The sequence below is a fragment of the Chryseobacterium sp. UNC8MFCol genome (genome assembly GCF_000482305.1).
Classification (GTDB): Bacteria; Bacteroidota; Bacteroidia; order Flavobacteriales; family Weeksellaceae; genus Chryseobacterium; species Chryseobacterium indologenes.
Genome location: NZ_KI535291.1, coordinates 432,563 through 455,325 on the forward strand (window position 1 = coordinate 432,563; position 22,763 = coordinate 455,325).

The following is a 22,763-nucleotide window of genomic DNA, read 5'->3' on the forward strand; positions in this document are numbered from 1 at the left end:
TCATTATTTTCAACTTTCAACTTTCAATTTTCCATGATTTCACAATTATCATTAAAGTTTGTATATTTGATACGTTTGTGTAAAATCAAAAATTATCTTTAATGAAAAAGCTAAATATTGGAGTACTTGCCCTTTCGGGTATTGTATTTCTCAATTCGTGTGGTGCTACAAAAACTACAGCGACAGAGACAAAAACTGAGACTGCGAAGGTAGCAGAACAGGTGAAGGAAGAAGTAAAAGAGGAGGGAATCAATTTATCCTATATGGATAAGAATGTTCGTCCACAGGATGACTTTTTTAGCTATGTAAACGGAAATTGGGTGAAAACGACTCAGATTCCTTCAGACAAAGCCAATTGGGGATCTTTCAATGCATTGAGAGAAAATGTGGATGATGCCTCATTGGATATTTTAAACAAAATTCTTACCGAATCTTATTCTGCTGGCTCCGAAGGAGAAAAAATACAGAATCTGTATGCCTCCTTTATGGATACTGCTAAAAGAAATGCAGAAGGTCTTGCCCCTATTAAAGGAGATCTTGCTAAAATTGATGCGATTAAAAACATCAACGATCTTCAAAAATACCTTTTAGAAGCGACAAAGCTAGGCGATAATTCTTTCTATGGATGGAGAGTAGGAGCTGATATGAAGAATTCTAAAATGAATGCAGTCTATCTTGGCGGTCCTGATCTGGGTTTAGGAAGAGATTATTATCAGAAAGTGAATGAGGCCAATACGAAGACTTTAGCAGAATATCAGGCATATGCAGGGAAATTATTCGGAGTTTTAGGATATAAAAATTCAACTCAGGCAGCGCAGAATGTGGTAGATTTTGAAAAGCAACTGGCGAATTATTTATTAACCCTTGAGCAGAACAGAGATGCCAATTTACGGTACAACCCTAAGAATGTATCAGAATTGTCAGGCCTGGTTAAAAATGTTGATCTAGCGAAATATCTGAAAGAAGCCGGAGTGAATACAGACAGAGTGATCATTGGTGAACTGAAATATTATCAGAATATGGATCAGTTTGTGACCCAGAAAAATCTTCCTCTGTTAAAGGATTATTTGAAGTTCCATTTAATCAACGGAAACGCCAGCAATCTGGATGACAGTCTTGAGCAGATCAGATTTGATTTCTACGCAAAATATTTACAGGGCCAGAAAGAGCAGCGTCCGATGAACAAAAGAGGATTAACTCTTGTGAACGGTGTGCTGGGAGAAGCTTTCGGTAAGCTTTATGTTGAAAAATATTTTACTCCTGAAGCAAAACAGCAGATGGAAACCTATATCGATTACCTTTTAAAATCGTTTAAGAGCCATATTGCCGGTATCGACTGGATGTCTCCTGAAACAAAAGTAAAAGCTCAAGAAAAACTATCCAAGTTTACGGTAAAAATTGCATATCCTGATAAATGGAAAGACTATACCCAGTTAAAAGTAGAATCTCCAAAACAGGGAGCAACATTATATTCCAACCTTCAGAATGTTGCTGCGTGGCAATATCAGAGAAGTCTTGATAAAGTAGGGAAACCGGTTGATAAAACAGAGTGGGGAATGTCTCCGCAAACAGTAAATGCTTACTATAGCGGATCCAATAATGAAATTGTATTCCCTGCGGCGATCCTTCAGCCTCCTTTCTATAACCCTAATGCTGATGCCGCTGTAAACTTTGGTGGTATTGGTGCAGTAATCGGACACGAAATTTCTCACGGGTTCGATGACAGCGGTTCCCGTTTTGACGGCGATGGAAACCTGAATAACTGGTGGACAGATGCTGACCGTAAAAACTTTGATACAAAAGTAGGACAACTTGCTGCCCAGTACAGTGCCTATGAGCCTGTAAAAGGAAGTTTTGTAAACGGTAAATTTACAAGTGGTGAGAACATTGGAGATTTAGGTGGAGTCGCAGTAGCGTATGATGCCCTTCAAATGTATTTAAAAGACAAAGGAAATCCGGGGAAAATAAGCGGATTCACTCAGGATCAGAGATTCTTTATGAGCTGGGCTACCGTTTGGAGAACGAAAGCAACCGATCAGTATATGATCAACCAGGTGAAAACGGACCCGCATTCACCGGGAATGTACAGGGCATTCGGACCGTTGGTGAACCAGGACTCGTTCATCAAAGCATTTGATATCAAACCGGGGGACAAAATGTATAAAGCTCCTCAGGACAGAATAAAAATTTGGTAATCATTGTACCAAAAATTGTTAGAAAAGAAAGAATCCGTCTCATAGACCATGAGATGGATTCTCTTTTTAATATTCTTTCTTATAATTCCGCACTACAAATCTGATTCCCGTTTCTATAATATCCCCCATGCTTTTACAATACTTGAAATTCACATCGTAAGTAAGCTTTTGCAAAGCAGTCTTTAATTCTGAAACATTGGCTTCAGGCGCGATATTATCTTTTTTCATAATAGAAATGAGTTCATCGAATCTGGTTTTGCTGCTGGTCACTCTTTTTACAATCTGTGAGCGTACTTCCTTACGATACTGTTCGATAGAGCTGGGTTTCAGTTTTTCCATCACCATAGTAACCATTTGGTTGTTTTCTTTGAAATATTGGGGAAGATACACTTTCAAATTACCTTCATAGGTCTGCTGGTCAAAATCGATAGGCCGGATCCTGTAAATAACCTGGTCAAAATCGTGTATGGGAATCACCACATAGTTGTAAGAACGCATGTCACCGAGAAGCCCAATGAGACAGCGTTCATTGAATTTTACAAATTCCTTGGAGATCTGTGCTTTTTCCAACTCTGTACAATTGTGCATATGCTTCTGAATAAAAACATCTCCGGGAATTCCTAAGATGTGCTCTTCGATCAGGGTATTTTTATAAATCAGAAAGTTAATCCGGTTGGGAGAAAGCAGATCTTCGAGCTCCAGCCCGTATATGCGGGAAGCATCGGCTTGTTTAATGTAAAAATTAGTATAGTTATCGTTCAGAATATTCCTCACCCGAACCCGGAAAGGTTTAGAATTCCCGAAGGTACAAAAGTCGATTGTATCTACTTTCAGATAAGGTAAAGTAGCGGTGTCTCCGTCGGAATGGAGTAGAGTATAGATTTTGTTTAAGTTTGCCTCAATTTCTTTGAATTCATACTCAGGATACATGACCCCGAGCCACAAAGTATCTTTACCCTCTTTGTCCAGAATATTTACACTGTCGCTGAATCTCAGAAGATCTTCATACAGAAACTGAATTTTAGTCGTTCTGTTATATTTTTCCAAATACTGTTGTAATGCCTCCGATACAGGAAATATGGGTTTTCTAAACGCTATTTTTACATCTTTCATGACTCTGTTTCTTTGTTTAAATATAAAGAATATTTATTCACTATCTTTCCTGAAAACCTGAGGAACTTTATATCTCATTCCCTATATTTTTGCATAAAGGAGAAATAGTACAACGTTTTTATTTATTTTTTCATAGCTTAGTGATATCATAAGTGGATGATTACATGGTAAATAATTCCATATAAAATTAAATAGTTCAAGAAAAAATCTTGACAAAATTTTGTATGTTATAGTTTTTTTTTAAATTTAAACACTGGATTGGTCATTTATTCGATTCGTCGGTAAATTGCTCAAAAAACAGATATTAACCAAAATAAGAAATCTCAAAATAATAATAATATGGCAATGTTTAATTATGGTGTTGGCGGAAACGAGGTAAAAGTAGACGCTAATGAAGCGATTCAGGAAATACAGGAAAATAAATCACTGATAGTAAGCCAGCTTACAACAGAAGAATCGTACACTCCTGAAATCGTGACAGGATTAAAAACCGTAGAGGACGTTTTCAGACATTTTCAACCTTCTGTAGCGGTACAGCATGAGACGGAAGATGGAAGTGTTGTTGAAGAAGAATTCCGTTTTCAAAATCTTGGGGACTTTACTCCTAAAAGCCTTACTCAAAAATCAGATTACCTTCAGCAACTGAGTATGGAACAGGAGCAGTACAACAAAATTGTACGTCAGCTGAAAACCAATAAAATTCTGCGAAATATGTTGGAGAACGATCAGACCAGAGCTGCGTTCATCGAGGTATTGAAAGAAGTGGCACAAGAACTTGAAAAATAATTAAAGACTTAAATCAAATCATGGATAGCAAATTACAGGCACAAGAAAGCCAGCAGCAGGGGCAGCAGCAACATTCCGGGCAGCCGAAAGGTAACCCGCTTGCAGAGCTCAATAAAATGGGAGGATTTGGCTTTGTTGAATCCGTTGTAGACGGTATTGCCAATATGAACCCAACCAGAAAGGCAAGAAAAGAGATCTTCCTGAACGACAGCAATAAAGCAGACGAAAGAAAAGAACTTCTTCAGAAGATCAATCTTTGGGTAAGCCTTTTAGAGGGGAATGAATCAGCTGATAAAATGGCAGATACGTGCAAAACTAAAGCACAGCAAGCCGATCAGAACCTTAAAACAAATTTAAAAAATACACTGGATGCCGTTCGTTTGTTGGAAACCAACTACAGAACCGTAGCTCAATTCTATAAAAATACAGAATTGGATAAAGTGGACAACGTAAGTATTGTGAATGCTAGTCTGGAACAGGTTTCGGATTTAGATAATCCTTTATTTATCGATGCAATCTCTGAAGAATTCAAAAACTATTATGACCGTTTAGATCTTAGAGATAACTATTCAATTCTTGCAATCCCGGGATATTTAGGATCCAATAAAGTGATCGAAAAATGGGCAAAAATCTGTAACGAGAATAAAGTAATGATGGTTACAGACTTCGCCAACCTTGATAAACCGGATGATGTTGTAGATTTATTCCACTCTGCAAACCTTACCGGAGGTGAGCTTCACAGAAGTAATGTGATCATGACGTGCAACTGGTTGGTAGGCAGAGGAAAAGCTGAAGAAGTAGGTGAAGAAGAAAATGTAGAACTTCCACCTTCCACTTCATTGGCAGGAAAAATCCATAAAACACTGATGTCTCAGGTGGCAGCAGGTAAAAAACATGGTAACATCAACGAAGTAGACGCTGTAAAATTCGAGTTGAAGAAAAGTGAAATTTCTCAGTTAGAAAAAATGGGTCTTGTTCCGATGGTCAACGAATACGGAAAAATTATGGCATTCTCTGCGAAAACATTATTTACAGGAGACAATATCGGTCTTCAGACGTATTCCGTAGTTCGTGTATTCGACTACGTTACCAAAGTGTTGCTTGACTTCCTTAACAGAAGAGCTTTCGAAAACTGGAATGCCAAAAACGAAGATGATCTGAGAAGACAGATCGTCACATTCCTGGACAATATCAAAGGCCCGGATAAGTTGATCGAGAAATTCAAGATTGTTCGTTTCGAACAGGATAGAGTGAATAAAGACAGAGTATGGCTGGACATTCGTATGACGCCCTATTTCCCGACAAAAAGTTTCGTTATTAAACTGGACGGACACAAAGGAGATGATGGTAACGAATGGGATGCAGAATACACTCAGGAATAAAAAAATTACTTTTAATACTAAAAACCGATGCAATTTTACATCGGTTTTTTTCTACCAACACCTATGAATATTAAAATGAATAAAAGACTTTTCATTGGCTTGCCGGTCATATTAATGACTTTTTTGACAAGTTGTGAAAAAAAATATCAAAGTCCCGGTCATTACGAAGAAGATCTTTTTGCTGATGAACGGCAGGAAGGGAAGGCCTACATCATGAGCGAAGAAGAATGCTTCGATGGCAGCGAACTTGTGATAGCTGGTTCCGGGGTAAAACTAACTGATAGTTCAAAAGGCCGCGGAAGAGGTTTTTTTATCTATAGAGTAAACTCCGGTAAAGTATTAAAAACAGTGAGAGATTCTACTGTACAATTTCCTATGCAATTTCTTTCTCCTCAAAGGTTAAAATTAAAAGGCCACGGTAATGATTCAATCTATGTTTATCTAAAGCAACTTAAAGGTTACCGTTTTATTGCCAAAGACAAAAATCTTAAATATCAATGGTTGAAAGCGGCTCCGGTATATTCTGTGAAGGAAAAATAAAACTACTATTTTGATGAATTAAATTCATCAATTTTATAAAATTGAAGTGGCTTTTGCCACTTTTTTTATTTATGTATAGTTGTTTTTGTTGTTGTATGTATTTGATATATAAGTTAATGTGTATTTTTCTCGTGGGGCTTCTAAGATTAAATTTATAAATCTGATGATAGAACACTTACCATGATTTTAAAAAAATATTACACTTGTGATATACAAATACATGAATGGTGTTATGAAGGTTCACCTCCTGATTTTATGCGACTTAAGAGCAAGCAACGACTCTTATGTTCGAATCGAGTTGTAATAACTAAACCTCAATGTAAAAACTATGGAATTAAAAAGAACATTCAAGTGTATCGCCCCTATTCTTTTAGTAGGTATACTTTCATTTGTATTCATGTCTAACAGGATAAAAGGATATTTTCCCTCGACAGGGGGAGGCGGAAGCAGCAGTAATGTTGCAGACAAAAATTTAACGGTTAATTTATATGGTATTTCCAGTTTACCTAAAGTAAATTACAGAAACTATCCATGTCCTGCAACTCCTTACTTGGGTATGGGGTCTAACAACTATGCATCAAGCTTAGACGATCTCCCATTTGAAAAATTCTATTGTGTAGTAACCGTGACGAATATGACCAATTCTTCATGGGGAAATAACGGAAAAAAGACCACTATATGGAATACAGCAAGCAACCAGAAAGTGATATCTGTTCCTGGTAACTCTGCTTATCGAGTTACCGTAGATTATTATGAGCAGAAGAACCAATTTTGGACTAATACAGCTCAATCTGCGAGGGGAAAATGGACTTCAGAATATACGTTTTCTTCGGGATATTCGGGAACTTACAGTTTTAGCTTTTTTACGTTTGTACAACAATTATTTTAAATTAAAATCATATGAAAAAAATATTTTGTTTTTGGATGTTGGGTGCGCTCATGTTATCCTGTAAAGATGAAAATATAAGCATAGAAAAAGGTAATAATACTGCTGAAGCAGCACAATCCAACTACTATAAAATTTATAATTCGGAAGCGAAAAATCACCTTTTAATAGAAAACTTAAATGGCATTTATGATAAAACCAATATTTCAAATATTACATCCCGGTCTTTAGATGGAAATCCAATGAGTTTAACTTTTAATGGACGAACCTTATCACCGCAAGTCAATATTGTCGGAAAGGGCGGTTTATGGACTGCTTCTACGGCTGATGTGAAATCATTATTTGGAAAAAAACTATTCCTACAAGTTGTTAATAATAAGCTGGTTGCCACAACCAATACTGGAGCTGCAGGAAAAAATGCAGGAGATGGCTTAAGTGTTTATATTCCGGAAATTATCAATGCTGAAGTTTCAGGTCTGAATAACGGAAGCGTTGCTCCCGGAACTGTGGTCACTTGGAATAGAGATATGAATAATGTTATGGGAGTCTCGTTGATGATTGAATATAATCCATTTGAACAGACTATGACCGGACCTTACGCTGGTGTTAACCCAAATACTCAGCCATTCAAATCGAAGTATCTTGAAATTGAAGATGTAGGAAGCTATACAGTGACCGAAGAAGATCTTACAAGTTTTCCCAGTGGATCCAATCTGTCCTTTTATATCTCGAGGTCAGCGTATGCTGTGGGCTCTGATCCAACTATTGGTACGATGCCGGGAAATGACACTTCCATAGGTGCGGTTACGGCAACAAGAGCTGATTTTCAAATTAAATACTAATTTTTTAGGGCTGTAACGGCCCTTTTTTTCTTTCCAATACTGAATATTGTAATGTTTAAATATAGTAGTTATCTTTTTACGTTTTTATTGTTCTCTTTTTTATCATGGAACTATTATGGAATATTTTTTTTGGTTAATATTATTCTTCTGTTTTTTATCATTGATACAATAAAAGATAAATCTTTTGGTAAAAAAATACTTTATGTCTATCCATTTTTTCTATCCCTGAATGTAGGTGTCACTTTCTGGCTTTATCAATCTGATCCTTTGTATTCTATTATTACGTTTATTTCTAACGCCCTCATTATGACTTTCTTTTTCATAATGGCAAATCTTCCGTTGTGGAAAAATACAAAGGTGGCATTTATTATTATTTGGTTTGCTAGTGAAATTATTCTCACCAAATGGGATCTATCCTGGCCTTGGCTGATTTTTGGAAATGTATTGAGCAACCAGTGGTATCTTATTCAATGGTATTCATTTACAGGAGTATATGGAGGTTCCCTATGGTTATTGTTGTTAGCATTTATTATTTATATGTTAATTACAGAAGGATATTCTCGATTAAGGGTTATCATGTTTTTGTTATGTTTGATCTTCCCCCTATTATCACTTGTAATGTACAATTGGGCCCTTCCTGAGACTAAAGAAAAAGAAACGATCATTTTGTACACTCCTGATGCAGCCACTTTTGGAGATAGCAGCTATCAAAAAACAAGAACATTATTATCTGTTTTATCTCAAAAAAAAGTTGATAAAAGAACTAAAATCATAACAACTGAATTATTTTTTCAGATTAAACCTTATGATCTTATTCACGGGAATATTCATTACTTAATGGATAGTTGGATGACTGATAATGATCTCACCTTCGTAATGGGGTCGCAAATTGAGAATGATTCAGCCAACAAGTTTAATGGAATATCCGTGATTAACAAAAGAAATACTATGTTCAGAACAAAAAAGAAATATGTTCCGGTAAGCGAATACACTCCAAAATTATTAGTTCCCATGTTTGGAAAGTCTTTCTATGTTAAAAATCAGGTTGATGATTCAAAAAGAATAACAGGTGAGTTAAATACATTTCCATTCGTATGTTATGAAATCCTGTTTTCTGATTTTGTTGCCCAAAAAACATCTGACGTCAATATGATCATGGTGCTTGCCAGTGAGGAATTTATGAATGGTTCTTTTTTTGGAAGTTTACAATACAATAACATTATCAGGATAAGAGCAATTGAAAACAGTAGATATCTTATTAAAAACTCATTTTTAGGAAAATCATTAGTTGTGAATCCAAAAGGAGATATTATAGACGTCATGTCTTCTAATTTTCATCAGGTTACAGTTCCGGTTTATCAAAAAAACTCTTTCTATCAAATGCTGGTTACGAAATTGTTTTCTGACGAATAGTATGCCGCTCACAATAGAATAAAAAAATAAAATAACCTTATCTTTGCTTCTTCAAAATAAATGAAGAGAAAATAGTCTCTTAAAGATTAAATAGTTTAAGTTTTTGGAAAAAAATAGAGCAGCCTCAGATTTTCTGCATGTAGGAAACAGGCTTTTGGAATGGTATAGAAATAATGCGAGAGATTTGCCTTTCAGGCAGACGAAAGATCCTTATAAAATCTGGATTTGTGAAATTGTCTTTCAGCAGACCAGGATTAATCAGGGACTCAATCACTACAATAATTTCGTTACAAGATTTCCGGATGTAAAAACTTTGGCAGAAGCTGAAGAGAACGAGGTGTTACTCTATTGGAAAGGGCTGGGCTATTACTCCAGAGCCATTAATATCCATACCGCTGCCCGGCAGATTATGAATGATTACCACGGCATATTCCCTTCTCAATATGAAGAAATTCTAAAGTTAAAAGGAGTAGGGAAGTACACCGCTGCTGCCATTTCAAGCATTTGTTTTGGAGGTAAAATGCCGGCTGTTGACGGTAATTTCTACCGTGTCCTGAGTCGTCTTTTTGCAGATGATTTTGATATTTCAAATTCAAGGGCTTTTGCCTATTTTTCGGAATTGGCAACCTTGGTGATGCCGGATAATGTAGGAGACTTTAATCAGGCCATGATGGATATAGGTTCTGAAATTTGCAAACCCAAAAACCCTGTATGTGGTGAATGCCCGATTAATGAAGATTGCCTGGCTTTTTCCATGCAAAAAGTTTCACAATATCCTGTGAAAACTAAAAAAGTAAAGGCAGAAGACCTCGCTCTGACCTATTATTTTGTACATAGAAACGGAGATTTTTTGATTCAGCAGAGAAAAGATGACTTTATCTGGAAGAAACTATTCGAATTTCCGACTGCCATTACAGCTGAAATGGAACCCTTTATTACCGGTTCAAAGACCATTACCCATAAACTGACTCACAAGAACTTAAGTATAGAAATTTTTAAGGTTGAAATAGATTCAGAAGAAGTATGGAATGATTTTATCGCTGAAAATCAGTACATGATCACTGATGCGCAGGCATCCCACGATAAATCCTTCCCCAAGCCTCTTGAAAATTACATTCAAAACTCTCTGAAAGACTGAAATTTGTCTTCCTAAATCTAAAATCTAATTTGTACTTTTGCAAAATGATAAAAAAGGTCATTTTTATTTTTGTATCGCTGCTTTTAATTTCATGTGGAAAAGACCAGGTTCCGAAACCTTACGGAGAATTGCGCCTGGAATATCCTGCACCGAAATATCAAAAGTTTGAAAACAACTGCGCCTATACTTTTGAATACTCAGATTTTGCTACTATCACAGATGCTAAAAAGCCATGTTGGTATTATCTGAACTACCCTTCAATGAAAGCGAAGGTCTTCCTGACTTACTATCCGATACAGAATGACTTTGCTGCACATATCAAAGAAGCAGAAAAAATGGTGTACGAGCATACCATTAAGGCGAGTTCCATAGACACAAAATCTTTCGAATACCCTGAAAAAAAAGTATACGGGAATTTTTATGAGCTTAAAGGACAAAGTGCCTCCAATCTTCAATTTTACATTACAGACAGTACGAAACACTTCGTGACTGCATACTTATACTTTAATACGAGACCGAAACCGGACTCCCTGGCTCCTGCGGTAAACTATATCAAAAACGATATGAAACACCTGCTGGATTCTTTTGAATGGAAAAAATAATTACTTTTAATATACATTGAAAAATATATGAAACTTTTAGTTGTAGGAAGTGTTGCATTTGATGCAATTGAAACACCATTTGGTAAAACGGATAAAATTTTAGGCGGAGCTGCCACTTATATTGGGATCACTTCATCTATTTTAGGCGTTAAATCCGGTATCGTTTCTGTAGTAGGAGGAGACTTTCCACAGGAGCATCTGGATATGTTCACAAACAGAGAAGTAAATATCGAAGGAATTGAGATCGTAAAAGATGGGAAAACTTTCTTCTGGTCAGGGAGATATCATAATGACCTGAATACCAGAGACACCCTGGCTACAGAAGTAAACGTACTGGAAAACTTTGATCCGAAAATTCCGGATTCAATGCAGGATGCCGAAATTTTATTACTTGGAAACCTACACCCTGGAGTTCAGTTATCCGTACTGGAAAAAATGAACAACCGTCCTAAGCTGGTAATCCTTGATACCATGAATTTCTGGATGGATTGCGCTTGGGATATTCTGATGGATATGATCGCAAAAACAGACGTAATCACCATCAATGATGAAGAAGCAAGACAGCTTTCAGGAGAATATTCTCTGGTAAAAGCAGCTAAAAAGATCCACACGATGGGACCGGAATATGTAATCATTAAAAAAGGAGAGCACGGGGCTTTACTTTTCCATGACGGTAAAGTATTTGCAATTCCTGCACTTCCTCTTGAAGATGTATTCGATCCAACCGGTGCCGGAGATACTTTTGCGGGAGGTTTTGCTGCCTATCTTGCCAAAAAAGGTAAAATTGATTTTGATACCATGAAATCTGCTTTGATCGTAGGATCTGCCATGGCATCTTTCACCGTAGAAAAATTCGGAACACAAAGAATTCAGGAAGTAAACGAATCGGATATGTTCAGCAGATTGAGACAATTTAAAGAATTGACGACATTTGATGTTGAACTGCAGTAAATAAGTCTTTTTAAGAAATATTTATAATAAAAAATTGAGTAAAATTCGTTAAGAATTCTAAATTTGCAACTTGTTTAAAATAGTAAAATGACAAATAGACTAAAAATCACTTTTCTCCTTGGGATTTTCATGATGATATTCTCTTCAAATATGATGAATGCCCAATTAAAACCGGGAGATTTAGTGGATGGTATTGCTGCTGTTATCGGGAACGAAATTGTTTTGGAATCTGATGTAACTGAACAGATGAATTATGGGAAACAGCAGGGAGCTTCAAACACAGATAAGTGTGAGTTCCTGGAAAACCTGATCAGTAATAAACTTCTTGTATACGAAGCTAAAAAAGATACATTAATTGAAAACCGTTCTGCTGCTATCAAAGAGCAGGCTAATCAGAAATACCGTCAGTTGCTATCTCAATTTCCTGATGAAAAAACATTATTAGCTGCCTATAAGTTCAGAAATGCCTATGAAATGAAGAACGCGATCGAGAAAATCGATACAGATCAATATTACGGGCAGGCAAAATATCAGAGAGTTACCGATAAAGCTGACGTAACTCCTAACGAGGTGACCGATTTCTACAACCTCTATAAAATGCAGCTGCCTCAGGTAAAAGATGAGGTGACACTGGCACAGATCATGATGTACCCGAAATTAACGGAAGCTCATAAACAAGATCTTATCAACAGACTGAAAAAGATCAAACAGGATATTGCCGGTGGTGAAACTTTTGAAAGCCAGGCCAGAATCTACTCCGAAGACGAAGGCTCAGCTTCCAACGGAGGACTTTATAAAAACATCAACAAAGGACAGATGGTAAAGCCTTTCGAGGCCGCAGCACTGAACCTTCAGGAAAACGAAATTTCTGACCCTATAGAATCTGAATTCGGATATCACATTATTCAGCTGGTTAAGAGATCAGGTAAAGTTTATGATGCGAGACATATCCTGTTGAAAGCTACCCCTACAGATGATGAAATGAAAACTGCCAAAGCAAAATTAGACAGTATCAGAGGCCTGATTTTAGAAGGTAAAATAACATTTAAAGATGCTGCATTCAAATTTTCAGATGATAAAAGAACCAAATTCAACGCCGGGATCATTCCGGGAGCAGATGGTTCTGATAAAATCGAAAGAGAAAGCATCCCTGGAACGATCAGCTATGAATTGGCAGGATTGAATAAAGGAGATATTACCACTGCTTTTGATGAAGAAGAAAACAGAAGAAAGGTAGTAAAGATCATTAAACTGGATGATGTTATTCCGGCCCACCAGATCACCCTTGAAACTGACTTTAGCAGAATCAAACAAATGGCGCTTAATAAAAAGAAAAATGAAATGGTTGAAAAGTTTGTTAATTCCAAACTACCGACAACTTTCATTTCCATAGACGGACGTTACGACAACTGTAACTTTAAGGCCAACTGGAAGAAAGACGCAATCAAAAAATAATATCAAAACCTTCAGAATTTCTGAAGGTTTTTTTTATTGCTGCAAAACAATACTTCTTTAGCGGATCACCTGACCCGGTCATATTATTTTTAGGCTGACTGGCAGAAAATCTACTAATATTTCGCCCATCAATCCTATGTTTTTATTATTTTTACATATGAGCAATTTTATAGATTTTAATTCGGCAAAAAAACTTCATGATATGCAGGCCAGTCAAAATAGAATTACAGAACTTTTCAATATAAAATACCCGATAATCCAGGCAGGCATGATCTGGCACTCAGGATGGAGGCTGGCGTCTGCTGTTTCTAACTGTGGAGGTCTGGGTTTAATAGGAGCCGGAAGCATGTATCCCGATATCCTTAGAGAAAATATACAGAAATGTAAATTGGCGACTGATAAACCTTTCGGAGTAAATGTTCCGATGCTGTATCCAAATCTTGAGGAAATTATCCAGATTATCATAGAAGAAGGGGTGAATATTGTTTTTACATCTGCCGGAAACCCGAAAACCTATACAGAAACCTTACAGAAAGAAGGGATAAAAGTTGCTCACGTCGTTTCCTCTACCAAATTTGCAGTTAAATGTGAAGAGGCCGGAGTAGACGCTATCGTAGCAGAAGGATTTGAAGCCGGAGGGCACAACGGAAGAGATGAGACGACTACCTTCTGTCTTATTCCCAATGTGAAAAAACATATCTCTAAACCCCTGATTGCAGCGGGGGGAATTGCTTTAGGCTCCCAGATGAAAGCTGCCATGATATTAGGTGCGGATGGTGTACAGATTGGTTCCCGATTTGCTGCGACTACCGAGGCAAGTGCACATGAAAACTGGAAAAAGAAAATCACAGAGCTGAAGGAAGGAGATACCCATCTTACCCTCAAAGAACTGGCACCTGTCAGAATGGTTAAAAATAAGTTCTTTAATGAACTGGAAGATATTTACCAGATCGGTAGAGATAAAGAAGCATTAGTCGCATCATTAGGCAGAGCCAGGGCAAAGCGTGGAATGTTTGAAGGTGATATGGAAGATGGAGAATTGGAAATCGGTCAGGTATCCGCTTTAATAGATGAAGTTCTACCTGTAGAAACTGTTTTCAATCACCTTTTAAAAGAATTTGAAGAAGTAAAAATGCCGGCTTTTTAAGAATGGATACACGAATAATTGAGGTAAAAGGACAAAAGCTATACATAGAATACCAACATATAAACGAGAAAAGACCTACCATTGTTTTTTTGCACGACTCACTAGGTTCTGTGCAGCTTTGGAGAGATTTTCCGGGAAAAGTATCCGATGTTACAGGATGCAATATTCTCGCGTACGATAGATTAGGATATGGAAAGTCAAACCCAATGCCTACCCACGAAAGACCTGTCAATTATATGGAACTGGAGGCAGATCTGTTGAATGATCTTCTTGATCAGATGAATATCAGCAATGCTATTCTGTTCGGGCATAGTGATGGTGGTACCATTGCTCTGACTACCGCCGCAAAATATCCGGCAAATGTGAAGGCCGTGATTTGTGAAGCAGGGCATATCTTTGTAGAAGAAGTAACTCTAAAAGGCATTTATAATGCCTGGGATGCTTATAAAACCACCAATCTGGCAGAACGTTTACAGAAATATCACGGAGACAAAACAGATACATTATTTAAAGCCTGGACGGAAACCTGGACTTGCGACGAATTCCGAAACTGGAATATTGAATACCTTCTGAAAGATATTACCTGTCCGCTCCTATTCATCCAGGGAGAAGCAGATGAATACGGTAGTTTAGATCAGGTAGAAAAAACGATTACCCAGACAAGCGGTCTTGCGGAAAAATATATCATTCCCGGTATCGGTCATACACCACATAAAGAAGTACCTGAGCAGGTATTGAAGGCCACAGCCAGATTTGTAGGGAATTTGTAGTGACTTTTAAATGTATTAATTATGTAAAAATATTATTTTATGAATGCTTTTTTTTAAAAGAGATTTTTGAGCCAAAGGAATATTTTTTAATTTTAATACACCAAAAAAATAAATATTTATGAAAAATGCAGACTTAAAAAACAAACTGAACCTGAAAGGGAAGAGGTTAACTTCAGAACAGTTAAAAACCGTTCTTGGAGGTATATCAGAATTTGATTGCGCTTATAAATTTGATTTCACCTATGTCCAGAGTTATATGAATGAGCTTAGAGCAGAGGGCCACTCTGATGTGGAAGCAATAGCCATACTCAGGGGCAAGCTTTTAGCCTGTGGAATCCATCCGTAAATGAGTTTTTTTGAAAATTCCGGAACCGGATAAATCTTCCGGCAAAATAATACACCGTCTGCAAAGGCGGTTTTTTTATGAAAATTGTTTTTACAGCAATCCTATCTCATGACTTATATTGTCTCTTGCCTGCATTTCGTATTTCTCTTTAAAATAATCTGTCTTAAAGATACTTTCAAGTTCCAGAAAATGTCTGAGTACTTTTTTCCTTCCCGGATTGTACAGAATATTTGGATAGATAGAATACTCTTTTCTGATCTTTTGGGTATAATCCAGATAGGTTCCAAGATCCTTTCCAAGGACAGAAAGATCTGCATCCAACAGATAATTGGTATCCGTATGCTCAGATTTCAAATGAGCTTTTGTAGCGATAATCTGGTCAGAAATAAGACTGATTTTATCTTGATGTAAACCCAACCGGGCAAGTCTCGTTTTGGCAACCCCAGCACTCTTTTCCTCATTAGATTTTGAGGTGGCATCATAAATAATATCGTGGTAGAATACAGAAAAAGAAACAGCTGTACAATCTGAAATTTTATCTTGTACAGATTCAAGCTCAAGAAACATATTTTCAAGATGGGTCAGGACGTGATAATGTCTGCTTTTTTCAGTATATTTTTTCTCGATTTCTTTCCATAAGGTAGAAATTAAATTTTCATCCGTTGTCAATGATACACAAAGCTGTTCAAACTGATTTTTTACATTCATAATACATAAGGGAATAAAAAAAGGAACTTTTAAAAAGTTCCTCTGTTTGCTTCAAGTGCAGCTTTCAGCTCAGCCCAGCCTCCGCCGTTATAACCGTCTTTTAATCCTTGAGCGGTAAGATATTCTAACGCTTTTCCACTTCTGTTTCCGCTTCTGCAGAAAATGATTACCGGTTTTTCGATAGATAAAATTTCATCCTGTCTATCTTCTACTTCACCAAGAGGAATATTCTTAGCACCTTCAATATTTCCGTCCATTTCAAGCTCCATAGGCTCACGAACGTCGATCAATTCATAATTTCCGGATTGTATTACTTCTATTAAAGACATAGTTGTTTGTTTTAAACATTAAATTATAAACGAAATTACGTAATTTTTTATGAAAAACTCTCTGCCTGATCTACTATTTAAAATAGAGTATACCCCAAAATGAAAGATACGGTATTATAATCCGAACCTATACTTACATAATTGCGAAGCAGAGTTCTTGCTGTTCCCACTCTGACCTCAGCACTGAATTTGTCATTGTACTTATAACCGGCTCCGAACACAAAATTATTTCCTGATGAAACTTCCAATTCTGACCGATCAAATTTGATAGACGAATTCATATTAAAATCGATGACGTAGGCTGCATTTAAAAATAGCTTGGAACGGTCACCCAAAAAGAAATAATGCCTTAATCCAAGAGGAAGTTCTATAGATTTATAATCTGTTGTAGCAGTATATTTGTATTCAAAATAAGTTCCTGCATTCTCTGTGATTTCCTTACTTCCTTTGTAATACTGGTAGGTAGGTTCTGCAAAAAGGGCCCATTTGTTCTTGTTAAAAGGAAGAACATATTCCAGTTCCAGTCCGATTCTGAAAGAGGTATGGCTACCAAAATTTGTTTCTATAGATTGCCAGGTATAATTATGAGTCGTTTTAAAAGATGAAAAATTAACTCCCGGTCTGATGTTCAGATGGAAAAGGTTTTTCTTAACATTGTAATTGGTATAGTCTGCCACCAGGTCTCCTGAGCACTGATTATACTGTGTAAAAACCTTCGTAAGATCTTTTGTTGTATAGGTAATGTTCTGAAGCGGTATACCGTTGCTGCCACATTTCAGGTGTTCAGTAATCTGCTTTTTATAATCTTCATTATATCCTATACTTCCTTCGTTGATATAGTATGCTTTGTAAATAAGCTGTTCCGGCTCAGAGGTCTCAGAATTGTAAAAATACCTCCTGAGATTACCGTCTTCATAATAATAAAGATCAGCTTTTCCTTCAACGATATATTTAAGGAAAAGAGTTTCCTTTTGTAATTCCGGAGCTTTGTTTTCGGACATAGAGTTGAGGTTCATAGAAGAACGGTCAACCATTACGGTAGCTCTTAGATATTTGCATTCACCATCGATGCTGAATTCCTTTACATTATTGATGCTTTCTTTTTTAATTTCCGAAGAAGTGTCGGTTTTATATTCAAAATCTACAGGATTGTTTTTCCAATCCATATTTCTGATTAAAACCTCCTTTTTTTCACCGCTGTTGTTTATGAAATATCCTTTTTCAAATTTAATTTGTGCATAATGCATGCCTGCAGCAAGAAGTCCTGCCAGAAGAGCTGCTTTTTTCATAAGTATTGATTAGTAGTTTTTTTATCGGGTTATTTTTATTCTAAAATTGTAAAACGCGCAAATTTATAAAATAATCTTAATTTTGCACTGTGAAATTATGAATGCAGGAGCAGAAAAATATTCCCAACTGATAAAATCCAAGGCCAAAAGTTTTGGATTTCAGAGTTGTGGTATTTCCAAAGCTGATTTTTTGGAGGAAGATGCAAGACCTCTTGAAAAATGGCTTAAGAATAATTTTAATGGCGAAATGAAATATATGGAAAATCACTTTGATAAAAGACTCGATCCGAGGCTTTTGGTAGAAGATTCCAAATCGGTAATTTCACTTTCGTACAATTACTTTCCCGAAGAAAAACTCTCCGTTCTGGAGAACTTTAAAATATCAAAATATGCCTATGCTGAAGATTATCATGAGGTCATCAAAGAAATTCTTCGTGAAATGGTAGCTGAGCTGCAGGAAGAAATCGGCGAATTCGGTTTCAGAGTATTTGTAGATTCTGCCCCTGTTATGGAAAGAAGCTGGGCAAGGAAGTCTGGAATTGGCTGGGTAGGAAAAAATGCCAACCTCATTACCAGACAAAACGGTTCCTTTTATTTTTTGGCAGAAATTATCTGTGACCTTGAGCTGATTGCCGATCATGCCACAACAGATCATTGCGGAACATGCAGGAAATGCATTGACGCCTGTCCTACAGGTGCTATCGTTTCAGAAAAAATTGTCGACGGAAGCCGATGTATCTCATACGCTACCATCGAGCTTAAAGACGAAATACCCGATCACTTTAAAAATAAAATGGAAGACTGGATGTTCGGATGTGACATCTGCCAGGACGTATGCCCCTGGAATCGTTTTGCAGCACCCCATAAACAGAGCAGATTTACCCCTAATGAAGCTTTGAGAAATTTTAAAAAAGGAGAATGGAAAGAGCTTACTCAGGAAATTTTCTCTGAAATCTTCAGGAAATCACCCGTGAAAAGAACCAAATTTGCTGGCCTGAAGAGGAATATAGAGTTTTTGCAGAGATCTTCAGACTGATTTTAGCTTAAACTTTTGGTGACAATCCCTCCTTTGGAATTTTTCTGAGTTCCAAACTAAAGCTGATAATCGACCATTCCTTAAGTTTTCTACCTTAAAGAGGTTAAGATTTTTTTGAATAAGTTTCTTAAAAAGCCTTTCCTATAAAAGAAAAATTGACTTTCAGGAGATTAGATCTCACCGAAAATCAACGTTTTTTTTGTATTCTTTTTGGAGCAGTTTTTACTCTTACTTTAAATCTTTTTTGGGACTTGGTATTTTTACGCATATTTATGAATATTTCGTAACTAAATATAGCCATTTTTTCGATAAAAACAAATACTTTTACCAAAAATTAAAGATTAAATTTTATTAAAAAACATGACTGGGAAAACCATACTCATCTACGCTCTGAAAGTTTTGGGAATTATTTTGGGAATTGTGATTATTTACGTGATCCTGGGACTGCTGATTCCTTTTATACCGGTTTCTGCTAAAAATGATGGCGAAAAGAAAGATATCCCCATTTATATTTATACCAACGGTGTGCATACTGATATTGTGATGCCGGTAAGGAATGATATGCAGGACTGGAGCCTGAAAATACCTTTTGCCAACGTCAAATCAAAAAAAACAGATTACAATTATATAGGAATAGGATGGGGTGATAAGGGCTTTTACCTTGATACCCCGACCTGGGCTGATTTAAAATTTTCCACCGCTGTAAAAGCAGCCTTTTGGTTAAGTGATTCGGCCATGCATTGCACCTACTATTATACCATGAAAGAAGCAGATGACTGCAAAATGATTATGATCAGCAGAAGTCAGTACAAAAATCTTGTACAATTTGTAGAAGATAAATTTGACAGAGATCAGAATGGAAATTTCATGCTGATACCTACCGACGCGGTGTATAGCGATAATGACGCTTTTTATGACGCAAAGGGAACATACAGTTTCCTCTATACCTGCAACACCTGGACAAATGATGCTTTAAAAGCGGCAGGACAAAAGGCAGCTCTTTGGACTCCCACTGATTTTGGGATTTTTCAGCACTATAAATAAAGATGAAAAGGATTTATCTGTTTCTTTTGCTGAATTTTATTTCTTTCTCTTGTATCAAAGAAAAAGCTGCAACGGATTTTATTCCTGTTAATCCTGTTCCAAAGGCTGAAAAGAAGCCGGAAGCTGACCTTTCTAAAATGAAAATAAAAGGTCAGGAAGCCTTGAAATTTTGTATGTCCAAAGATCTGAATACCGATTTTTGTATTCTTATTGATATGAGCCTGCATTCAGGGATCAAACGATTTTTTGTCTGGGATCTAAAGACACAATCGGTTACAGAGAAATACCTGGTAGGTCATGGTTGTGGCCCAAACTCATGGAGTAAGGACGAATCAAAAGATCGCCCGGAATTCAGTAACGAAGACGGAAGTCATCTGTCTTCACTAGGAAAGTATAAACTACAGGGAAGAGGCTACAGTGAATGGGGAATTAATATAAAATACCTGATGCACGGGCTTGAAGAAACCAATACCAATGCATTAAAAAGATTTATTGTCTTTCATTCCTGGGACCTGATGAGTGATGAAGAAACTTTTCCCAAAGGATCACCGGAAGGATGGGGCTGTCCTACCATTTCAAATAATGCTATGAAGAAAATTGATCCTATGATTCAAAATTCAGAAAAACCGGTTCTGATGTGGATTTATAAATAAAAAGAAATACGATGAAGCATATCCTTTTCCGGGAGCAACAGCTCAACTGTGATATAGAAACTGCCTGGAAATTTTTTTCTTCGGCTAATAATCTTTCTGAGATTACTCCCAAAGACATGGGATTTACTGTTCTTACAGAGATGGAAAATGATGAAATTGATGAAGGCATGATCATCGATTATTATATTTCGCCTTTATTCGGGATCAGAATGAAATGGCAGACAGAGATCACCCACGTGGATTTTCAAAAAAGCTTTATCGATTTTCAAAAAAAAGGACCTTACAAATTATGGAATCACCATCATGAGTTTATTCCTAATGAATATGGAGTATTAATGCGCGATACTATAGAATATGAGCTTCCTGTGGGATTCCTGGGGGAAATCGCCCACAAACTGTTTGTTAAAAAGAAACTGGAGTATATCTTTGATTACCGTTTCAGGATACTGAGTAAGTTGTTTTAAACACCGTAATTCGTCACCTTAAAATTTGCCAGAGCCTGAAATCTTTATACAAGCTAAGGATTCCATGATGATACATAGCCATTGTTTAAGTTTTTTTAACAATTAAAAGACCGCTTTTCCGCACAAAAATCCCTATTTTTGCGGCACTATCGTTTTTACACAAAGCACGTATTCTTGTTGACATGGCAGGTCTGAGGTCATTTATCATATTTTATATTATACTGGTTTTTACCCTTTTCAATTCGAATTGGGCAGAAAAATCATTAAATAATATTCCTCATGTTCCCCATGTAAGCAATATCCACCTGTTGGATGTTTACGAGGAGGCTGATATGAATACACATGCATTGCCCGCAGCCTCAAAAATTGTAAAACACTCCGTACGCAAAGAAGAAGATGCTCCGGGAGACTTTTCGGCAGTTCTAAAACTAAGCCCGAAAATCAGCCTTCCTGAAATTTCACTCTCTACCATTTGCGGCGTCAGATCTTTTCTCCATCTCCTCCAGCTCTATTAGTTTAAGGTATTGAAAACCAGTTTTATTTTAACGAAATTTTTATAACTTAAACATTGTAAGATGTATTTTAAAAATGTAATAATTTGCACTTTTGCAACATTATTCGCTGTGTCATGCAGTAAAAACAAGGAAAGAAACAATCAGAACGAGAAAGAAGTCCCGGTACTTGAAATCAAAGAAAAAGATACTTTAGTAAGTAACCATTTTGTAACAGATATTCAGGCCAAAAAGAACGTGGAAATGCGTTCCAGAATAGGAGGGATTATACAGCATATCTACGTTAACGAAGGTCAGTTTGTACGCCAGGGCCAGGCTCTCTTTAAAATTAATGATGCCGAACTTCAGATGGAATTACTTAAAGCCAACGCAGCCTTAAAGCAAACAGAGGCTGACGTCCGTATTGCTGAAGTGGAACTGAAACAGATCCAGAGCCTGCACGCCAAAAAATTTGTGGCCAATAACGAACTGGAGATGGTAAAAGCAAAATTATCATCCGCCAAAGCCAGGCATGCCTTTGCTGATGCTGAGAAGAAAACCGTATTGCAGAAGATTAGCTTTACAAAAATTACAGCCCCTTTCGATGGAGTTATTGATGTTATTCCCCACAAAGACGGAAGTTTGGTAGAAAATGGTACCCTTTTGACAACACTATCTCAACTGAATGAGGTGTATGCCTATTTTTCCATTCCGGAAAATGTATACTTTGAACTCTTGGCTAATGATAAGATAGGTAATCATCAGAAGATTGAACTGACATTACCCAATGGCGTAAATTACCGGTTTAACGGAGCCTTGAAAACAGCAGAAGGAGAAATTGACAGGGCCACAGGCTCCATCCGGTATAAAGCCTTATTTCCCAATCCGGACCGTCTGATCAAACATGGTACTTCCGGGAAGCTTATCATTTCCGAACAACAGAATAATGCCATTCTTATTCCGCAAAAATCTACATTCTCTATTCAGGATAAAACCTACGTTTTTGTACTCGATAAGCAGAACAAGGTGAAAATGACCCATATTAAGATCGGAAATACTCTGAGGGATTCCTATTTGGTGGAAAGTGGTCTTAAAAAAGGAGATTTAATCATTTATGAAGGTACTCAGTCTTTAAAAGATGGTGATGCCATTAAAATTAAAAAGAAGGTGTAAGCTTTCATAA

At 36.7% G+C, this 22,763-nt stretch carries 24 protein-coding genes; 20 read left to right on the forward strand and 4 right to left on the reverse strand.

Going from position 1 to position 22,763, the window contains the following annotated elements:
* Positions 1 to 101: 101 nt before the first annotated feature.
* Positions 102 to 2,195 carry a M13 family metallopeptidase gene (locus tag M030_RS0119825; RefSeq protein WP_027375000.1) on the forward strand — a complete coding sequence of 698 codons (2,094 nt, stop codon included), beginning with the start codon at positions 102 to 104 and terminating at the stop codon, positions 2,193 to 2,195.
* 66 nt (positions 2,196 to 2,261) lie between these two features.
* On the opposite strand, the gene M030_RS0119830 is transcribed toward M030_RS0119825, so the two are convergent.
* Positions 2,262 to 3,308 (reverse strand): hypothetical protein, encoded by a 1,047-nt coding sequence (locus tag M030_RS0119830; RefSeq protein WP_027375001.1) that lies wholly within the window; start codon positions 3,306 to 3,308, stop codon positions 2,262 to 2,264.
* A gap of 339 nt (positions 3,309 to 3,647) precedes the next feature.
* Here M030_RS0119830 and M030_RS0119835 point away from each other — a divergent pair, with 339 nt between their 5' ends.
* The 13 genes from M030_RS0119835 to M030_RS0119900 all read left to right on the forward strand — a co-directional run bounded on the left by M030_RS0119835 (position 3,648) and on the right by M030_RS0119900 (position 15,566).
* Complete coding sequence (locus M030_RS0119835) at positions 3,648 to 4,094, forward strand: type VI secretion system contractile sheath small subunit (RefSeq protein ID WP_027375002.1); 447 nt, start codon at positions 3,648 to 3,650, stop codon at positions 4,092 to 4,094.
* Between the two features lie 20 nt (positions 4,095 to 4,114).
* On the forward strand, positions 4,115 to 5,476 hold the full coding sequence (locus M030_RS0119840) for a DUF5458 family protein (RefSeq protein ID WP_027375003.1): 1,362 nt from the start codon (positions 4,115 to 4,117) through the stop codon (positions 5,474 to 5,476).
* A gap of 75 nt (positions 5,477 to 5,551) precedes the next feature.
* Positions 5,552 to 6,016, forward strand: coding sequence for a hypothetical protein (locus tag M030_RS0119845; RefSeq protein ID WP_228375295.1), 465 nt, complete (start codon positions 5,552 to 5,554; stop codon positions 6,014 to 6,016).
* A 328-nt stretch (positions 6,017 to 6,344) separates the two neighbouring features.
* Positions 6,345 to 6,905, forward strand: a complete 561-nt coding sequence (locus M030_RS0119850; RefSeq protein WP_123841014.1) for a hypothetical protein — start codon at positions 6,345 to 6,347, stop codon at positions 6,903 to 6,905.
* Positions 6,906 to 6,916: 11 nt separating this feature from the next.
* The gene (locus M030_RS0119855) at positions 6,917 to 7,744 is read left to right on the forward strand and encodes a hypothetical protein (protein ID WP_034722873.1); all 828 of its coding nucleotides are present in this window, start codon (positions 6,917 to 6,919) and stop codon (positions 7,742 to 7,744) included.
* A 51-nt stretch (positions 7,745 to 7,795) separates the two neighbouring features.
* Complete coding sequence (locus tag M030_RS0119860; protein WP_027375007.1) at positions 7,796 to 9,157, forward strand: hypothetical protein; 1,362 nt, start codon at positions 7,796 to 7,798, stop codon at positions 9,155 to 9,157.
* 103 nt (positions 9,158 to 9,260) lie between these two features.
* Positions 9,261 to 10,295, forward strand: coding sequence for an A/G-specific adenine glycosylase (locus M030_RS0119865; RefSeq protein ID WP_027375008.1), 1,035 nt, complete (start codon positions 9,261 to 9,263; stop codon positions 10,293 to 10,295).
* 44 nt (positions 10,296 to 10,339) lie between these two features.
* Entirely contained in the window at positions 10,340 to 10,897 is a 558-nt protein-coding gene (gene gldD, locus M030_RS0119870; protein ID WP_034722874.1) for a gliding motility lipoprotein GldD, read from the forward strand.
* 27 nt (positions 10,898 to 10,924) lie between these two features.
* Positions 10,925 to 11,848, forward strand: coding sequence for a PfkB family carbohydrate kinase (locus tag M030_RS0119875; protein WP_027375010.1), 924 nt, complete (start codon positions 10,925 to 10,927; stop codon positions 11,846 to 11,848).
* A gap of 87 nt (positions 11,849 to 11,935) precedes the next feature.
* On the forward strand, positions 11,936 to 13,303 hold the full coding sequence (locus M030_RS0119880; protein WP_027375011.1) for a peptidylprolyl isomerase: 1,368 nt from the start codon (positions 11,936 to 11,938) through the stop codon (positions 13,301 to 13,303).
* A gap of 157 nt (positions 13,304 to 13,460) precedes the next feature.
* Positions 13,461 to 14,450 carry an NAD(P)H-dependent flavin oxidoreductase gene (locus M030_RS0119890; RefSeq protein ID WP_228375297.1) on the forward strand — a complete coding sequence of 330 codons (990 nt, stop codon included), beginning with the start codon at positions 13,461 to 13,463 and terminating at the stop codon, positions 14,448 to 14,450.
* A 2-nt stretch (positions 14,451 to 14,452) separates the two neighbouring features.
* Positions 14,453 to 15,220: an alpha/beta fold hydrolase gene (locus tag M030_RS0119895; RefSeq protein ID WP_027375013.1), complete on the forward strand. Its 768-nt coding sequence runs from the start codon at positions 14,453 to 14,455 to the stop codon at positions 15,218 to 15,220.
* 118 nt (positions 15,221 to 15,338) lie between these two features.
* The gene (locus M030_RS0119900) at positions 15,339 to 15,566 is read left to right on the forward strand and encodes a hypothetical protein (RefSeq protein ID WP_027375014.1); all 228 of its coding nucleotides are present in this window, start codon (positions 15,339 to 15,341) and stop codon (positions 15,564 to 15,566) included.
* A gap of 90 nt (positions 15,567 to 15,656) precedes the next feature.
* Here the strand turns inward: M030_RS0119900 and M030_RS0119905 are convergent, their stop codons facing one another.
* The 3 genes from M030_RS0119905 to M030_RS0119915 form a co-directional block, all read right to left on the reverse strand.
* Positions 15,657 to 16,274 carry a hypothetical protein gene (locus M030_RS0119905; protein ID WP_027375015.1) on the reverse strand — a complete coding sequence of 206 codons (618 nt, stop codon included), beginning with the start codon at positions 16,272 to 16,274 and terminating at the stop codon, positions 15,657 to 15,659.
* 29 nt (positions 16,275 to 16,303) lie between these two features.
* Entirely contained in the window at positions 16,304 to 16,603 is a 300-nt protein-coding gene (locus M030_RS0119910) for a rhodanese-like domain-containing protein (protein ID WP_027375016.1), read from the reverse strand.
* Positions 16,604 to 16,680: 77 nt separating this feature from the next.
* The gene (locus tag M030_RS0119915) at positions 16,681 to 17,892 is read right to left on the reverse strand and encodes an autotransporter outer membrane beta-barrel domain-containing protein (RefSeq protein WP_051585184.1); all 1,212 of its coding nucleotides are present in this window, start codon (positions 17,890 to 17,892) and stop codon (positions 16,681 to 16,683) included.
* Positions 17,893 to 17,989: 97 nt separating this feature from the next.
* On the opposite strand from M030_RS0119915, the gene queG reads away from it, so the two are divergent.
* The 6 genes from queG to M030_RS0119950 all read left to right on the forward strand — a co-directional run bounded on the left by queG (position 17,990) and on the right by M030_RS0119950 (position 22,753).
* Positions 17,990 to 18,928, forward strand: coding sequence for a tRNA epoxyqueuosine(34) reductase QueG (gene queG, locus M030_RS0119920; RefSeq protein ID WP_027375018.1), 939 nt, complete (start codon positions 17,990 to 17,992; stop codon positions 18,926 to 18,928).
* Between the two features lie 360 nt (positions 18,929 to 19,288).
* Positions 19,289 to 19,972, forward strand: coding sequence for a TIGR02117 family protein (locus M030_RS0119930; RefSeq protein ID WP_027375019.1), 684 nt, complete (start codon positions 19,289 to 19,291; stop codon positions 19,970 to 19,972).
* Between the two features lie 2 nt (positions 19,973 to 19,974).
* On the forward strand, positions 19,975 to 20,625 hold the full coding sequence (locus tag M030_RS0119935; protein WP_027375020.1) for a murein L,D-transpeptidase catalytic domain-containing protein: 651 nt from the start codon (positions 19,975 to 19,977) through the stop codon (positions 20,623 to 20,625).
* An 11-nt stretch (positions 20,626 to 20,636) separates the two neighbouring features.
* A complete protein-coding gene (locus M030_RS0119940; RefSeq protein ID WP_027375021.1) occupies positions 20,637 to 21,089 on the forward strand; it encodes an SRPBCC family protein in 453 nt (150 codons plus the stop codon).
* 182 nt (positions 21,090 to 21,271) lie between these two features.
* The gene (locus M030_RS0119945; RefSeq protein WP_027375022.1) at positions 21,272 to 21,604 is read left to right on the forward strand and encodes a hypothetical protein; all 333 of its coding nucleotides are present in this window, start codon (positions 21,272 to 21,274) and stop codon (positions 21,602 to 21,604) included.
* Positions 21,605 to 21,712: 108 nt separating this feature from the next.
* A complete protein-coding gene (locus M030_RS0119950; RefSeq protein WP_228375299.1) occupies positions 21,713 to 22,753 on the forward strand; it encodes an efflux RND transporter periplasmic adaptor subunit in 1,041 nt (346 codons plus the stop codon).
* Positions 22,754 to 22,763 lie beyond the last annotated feature (10 nt).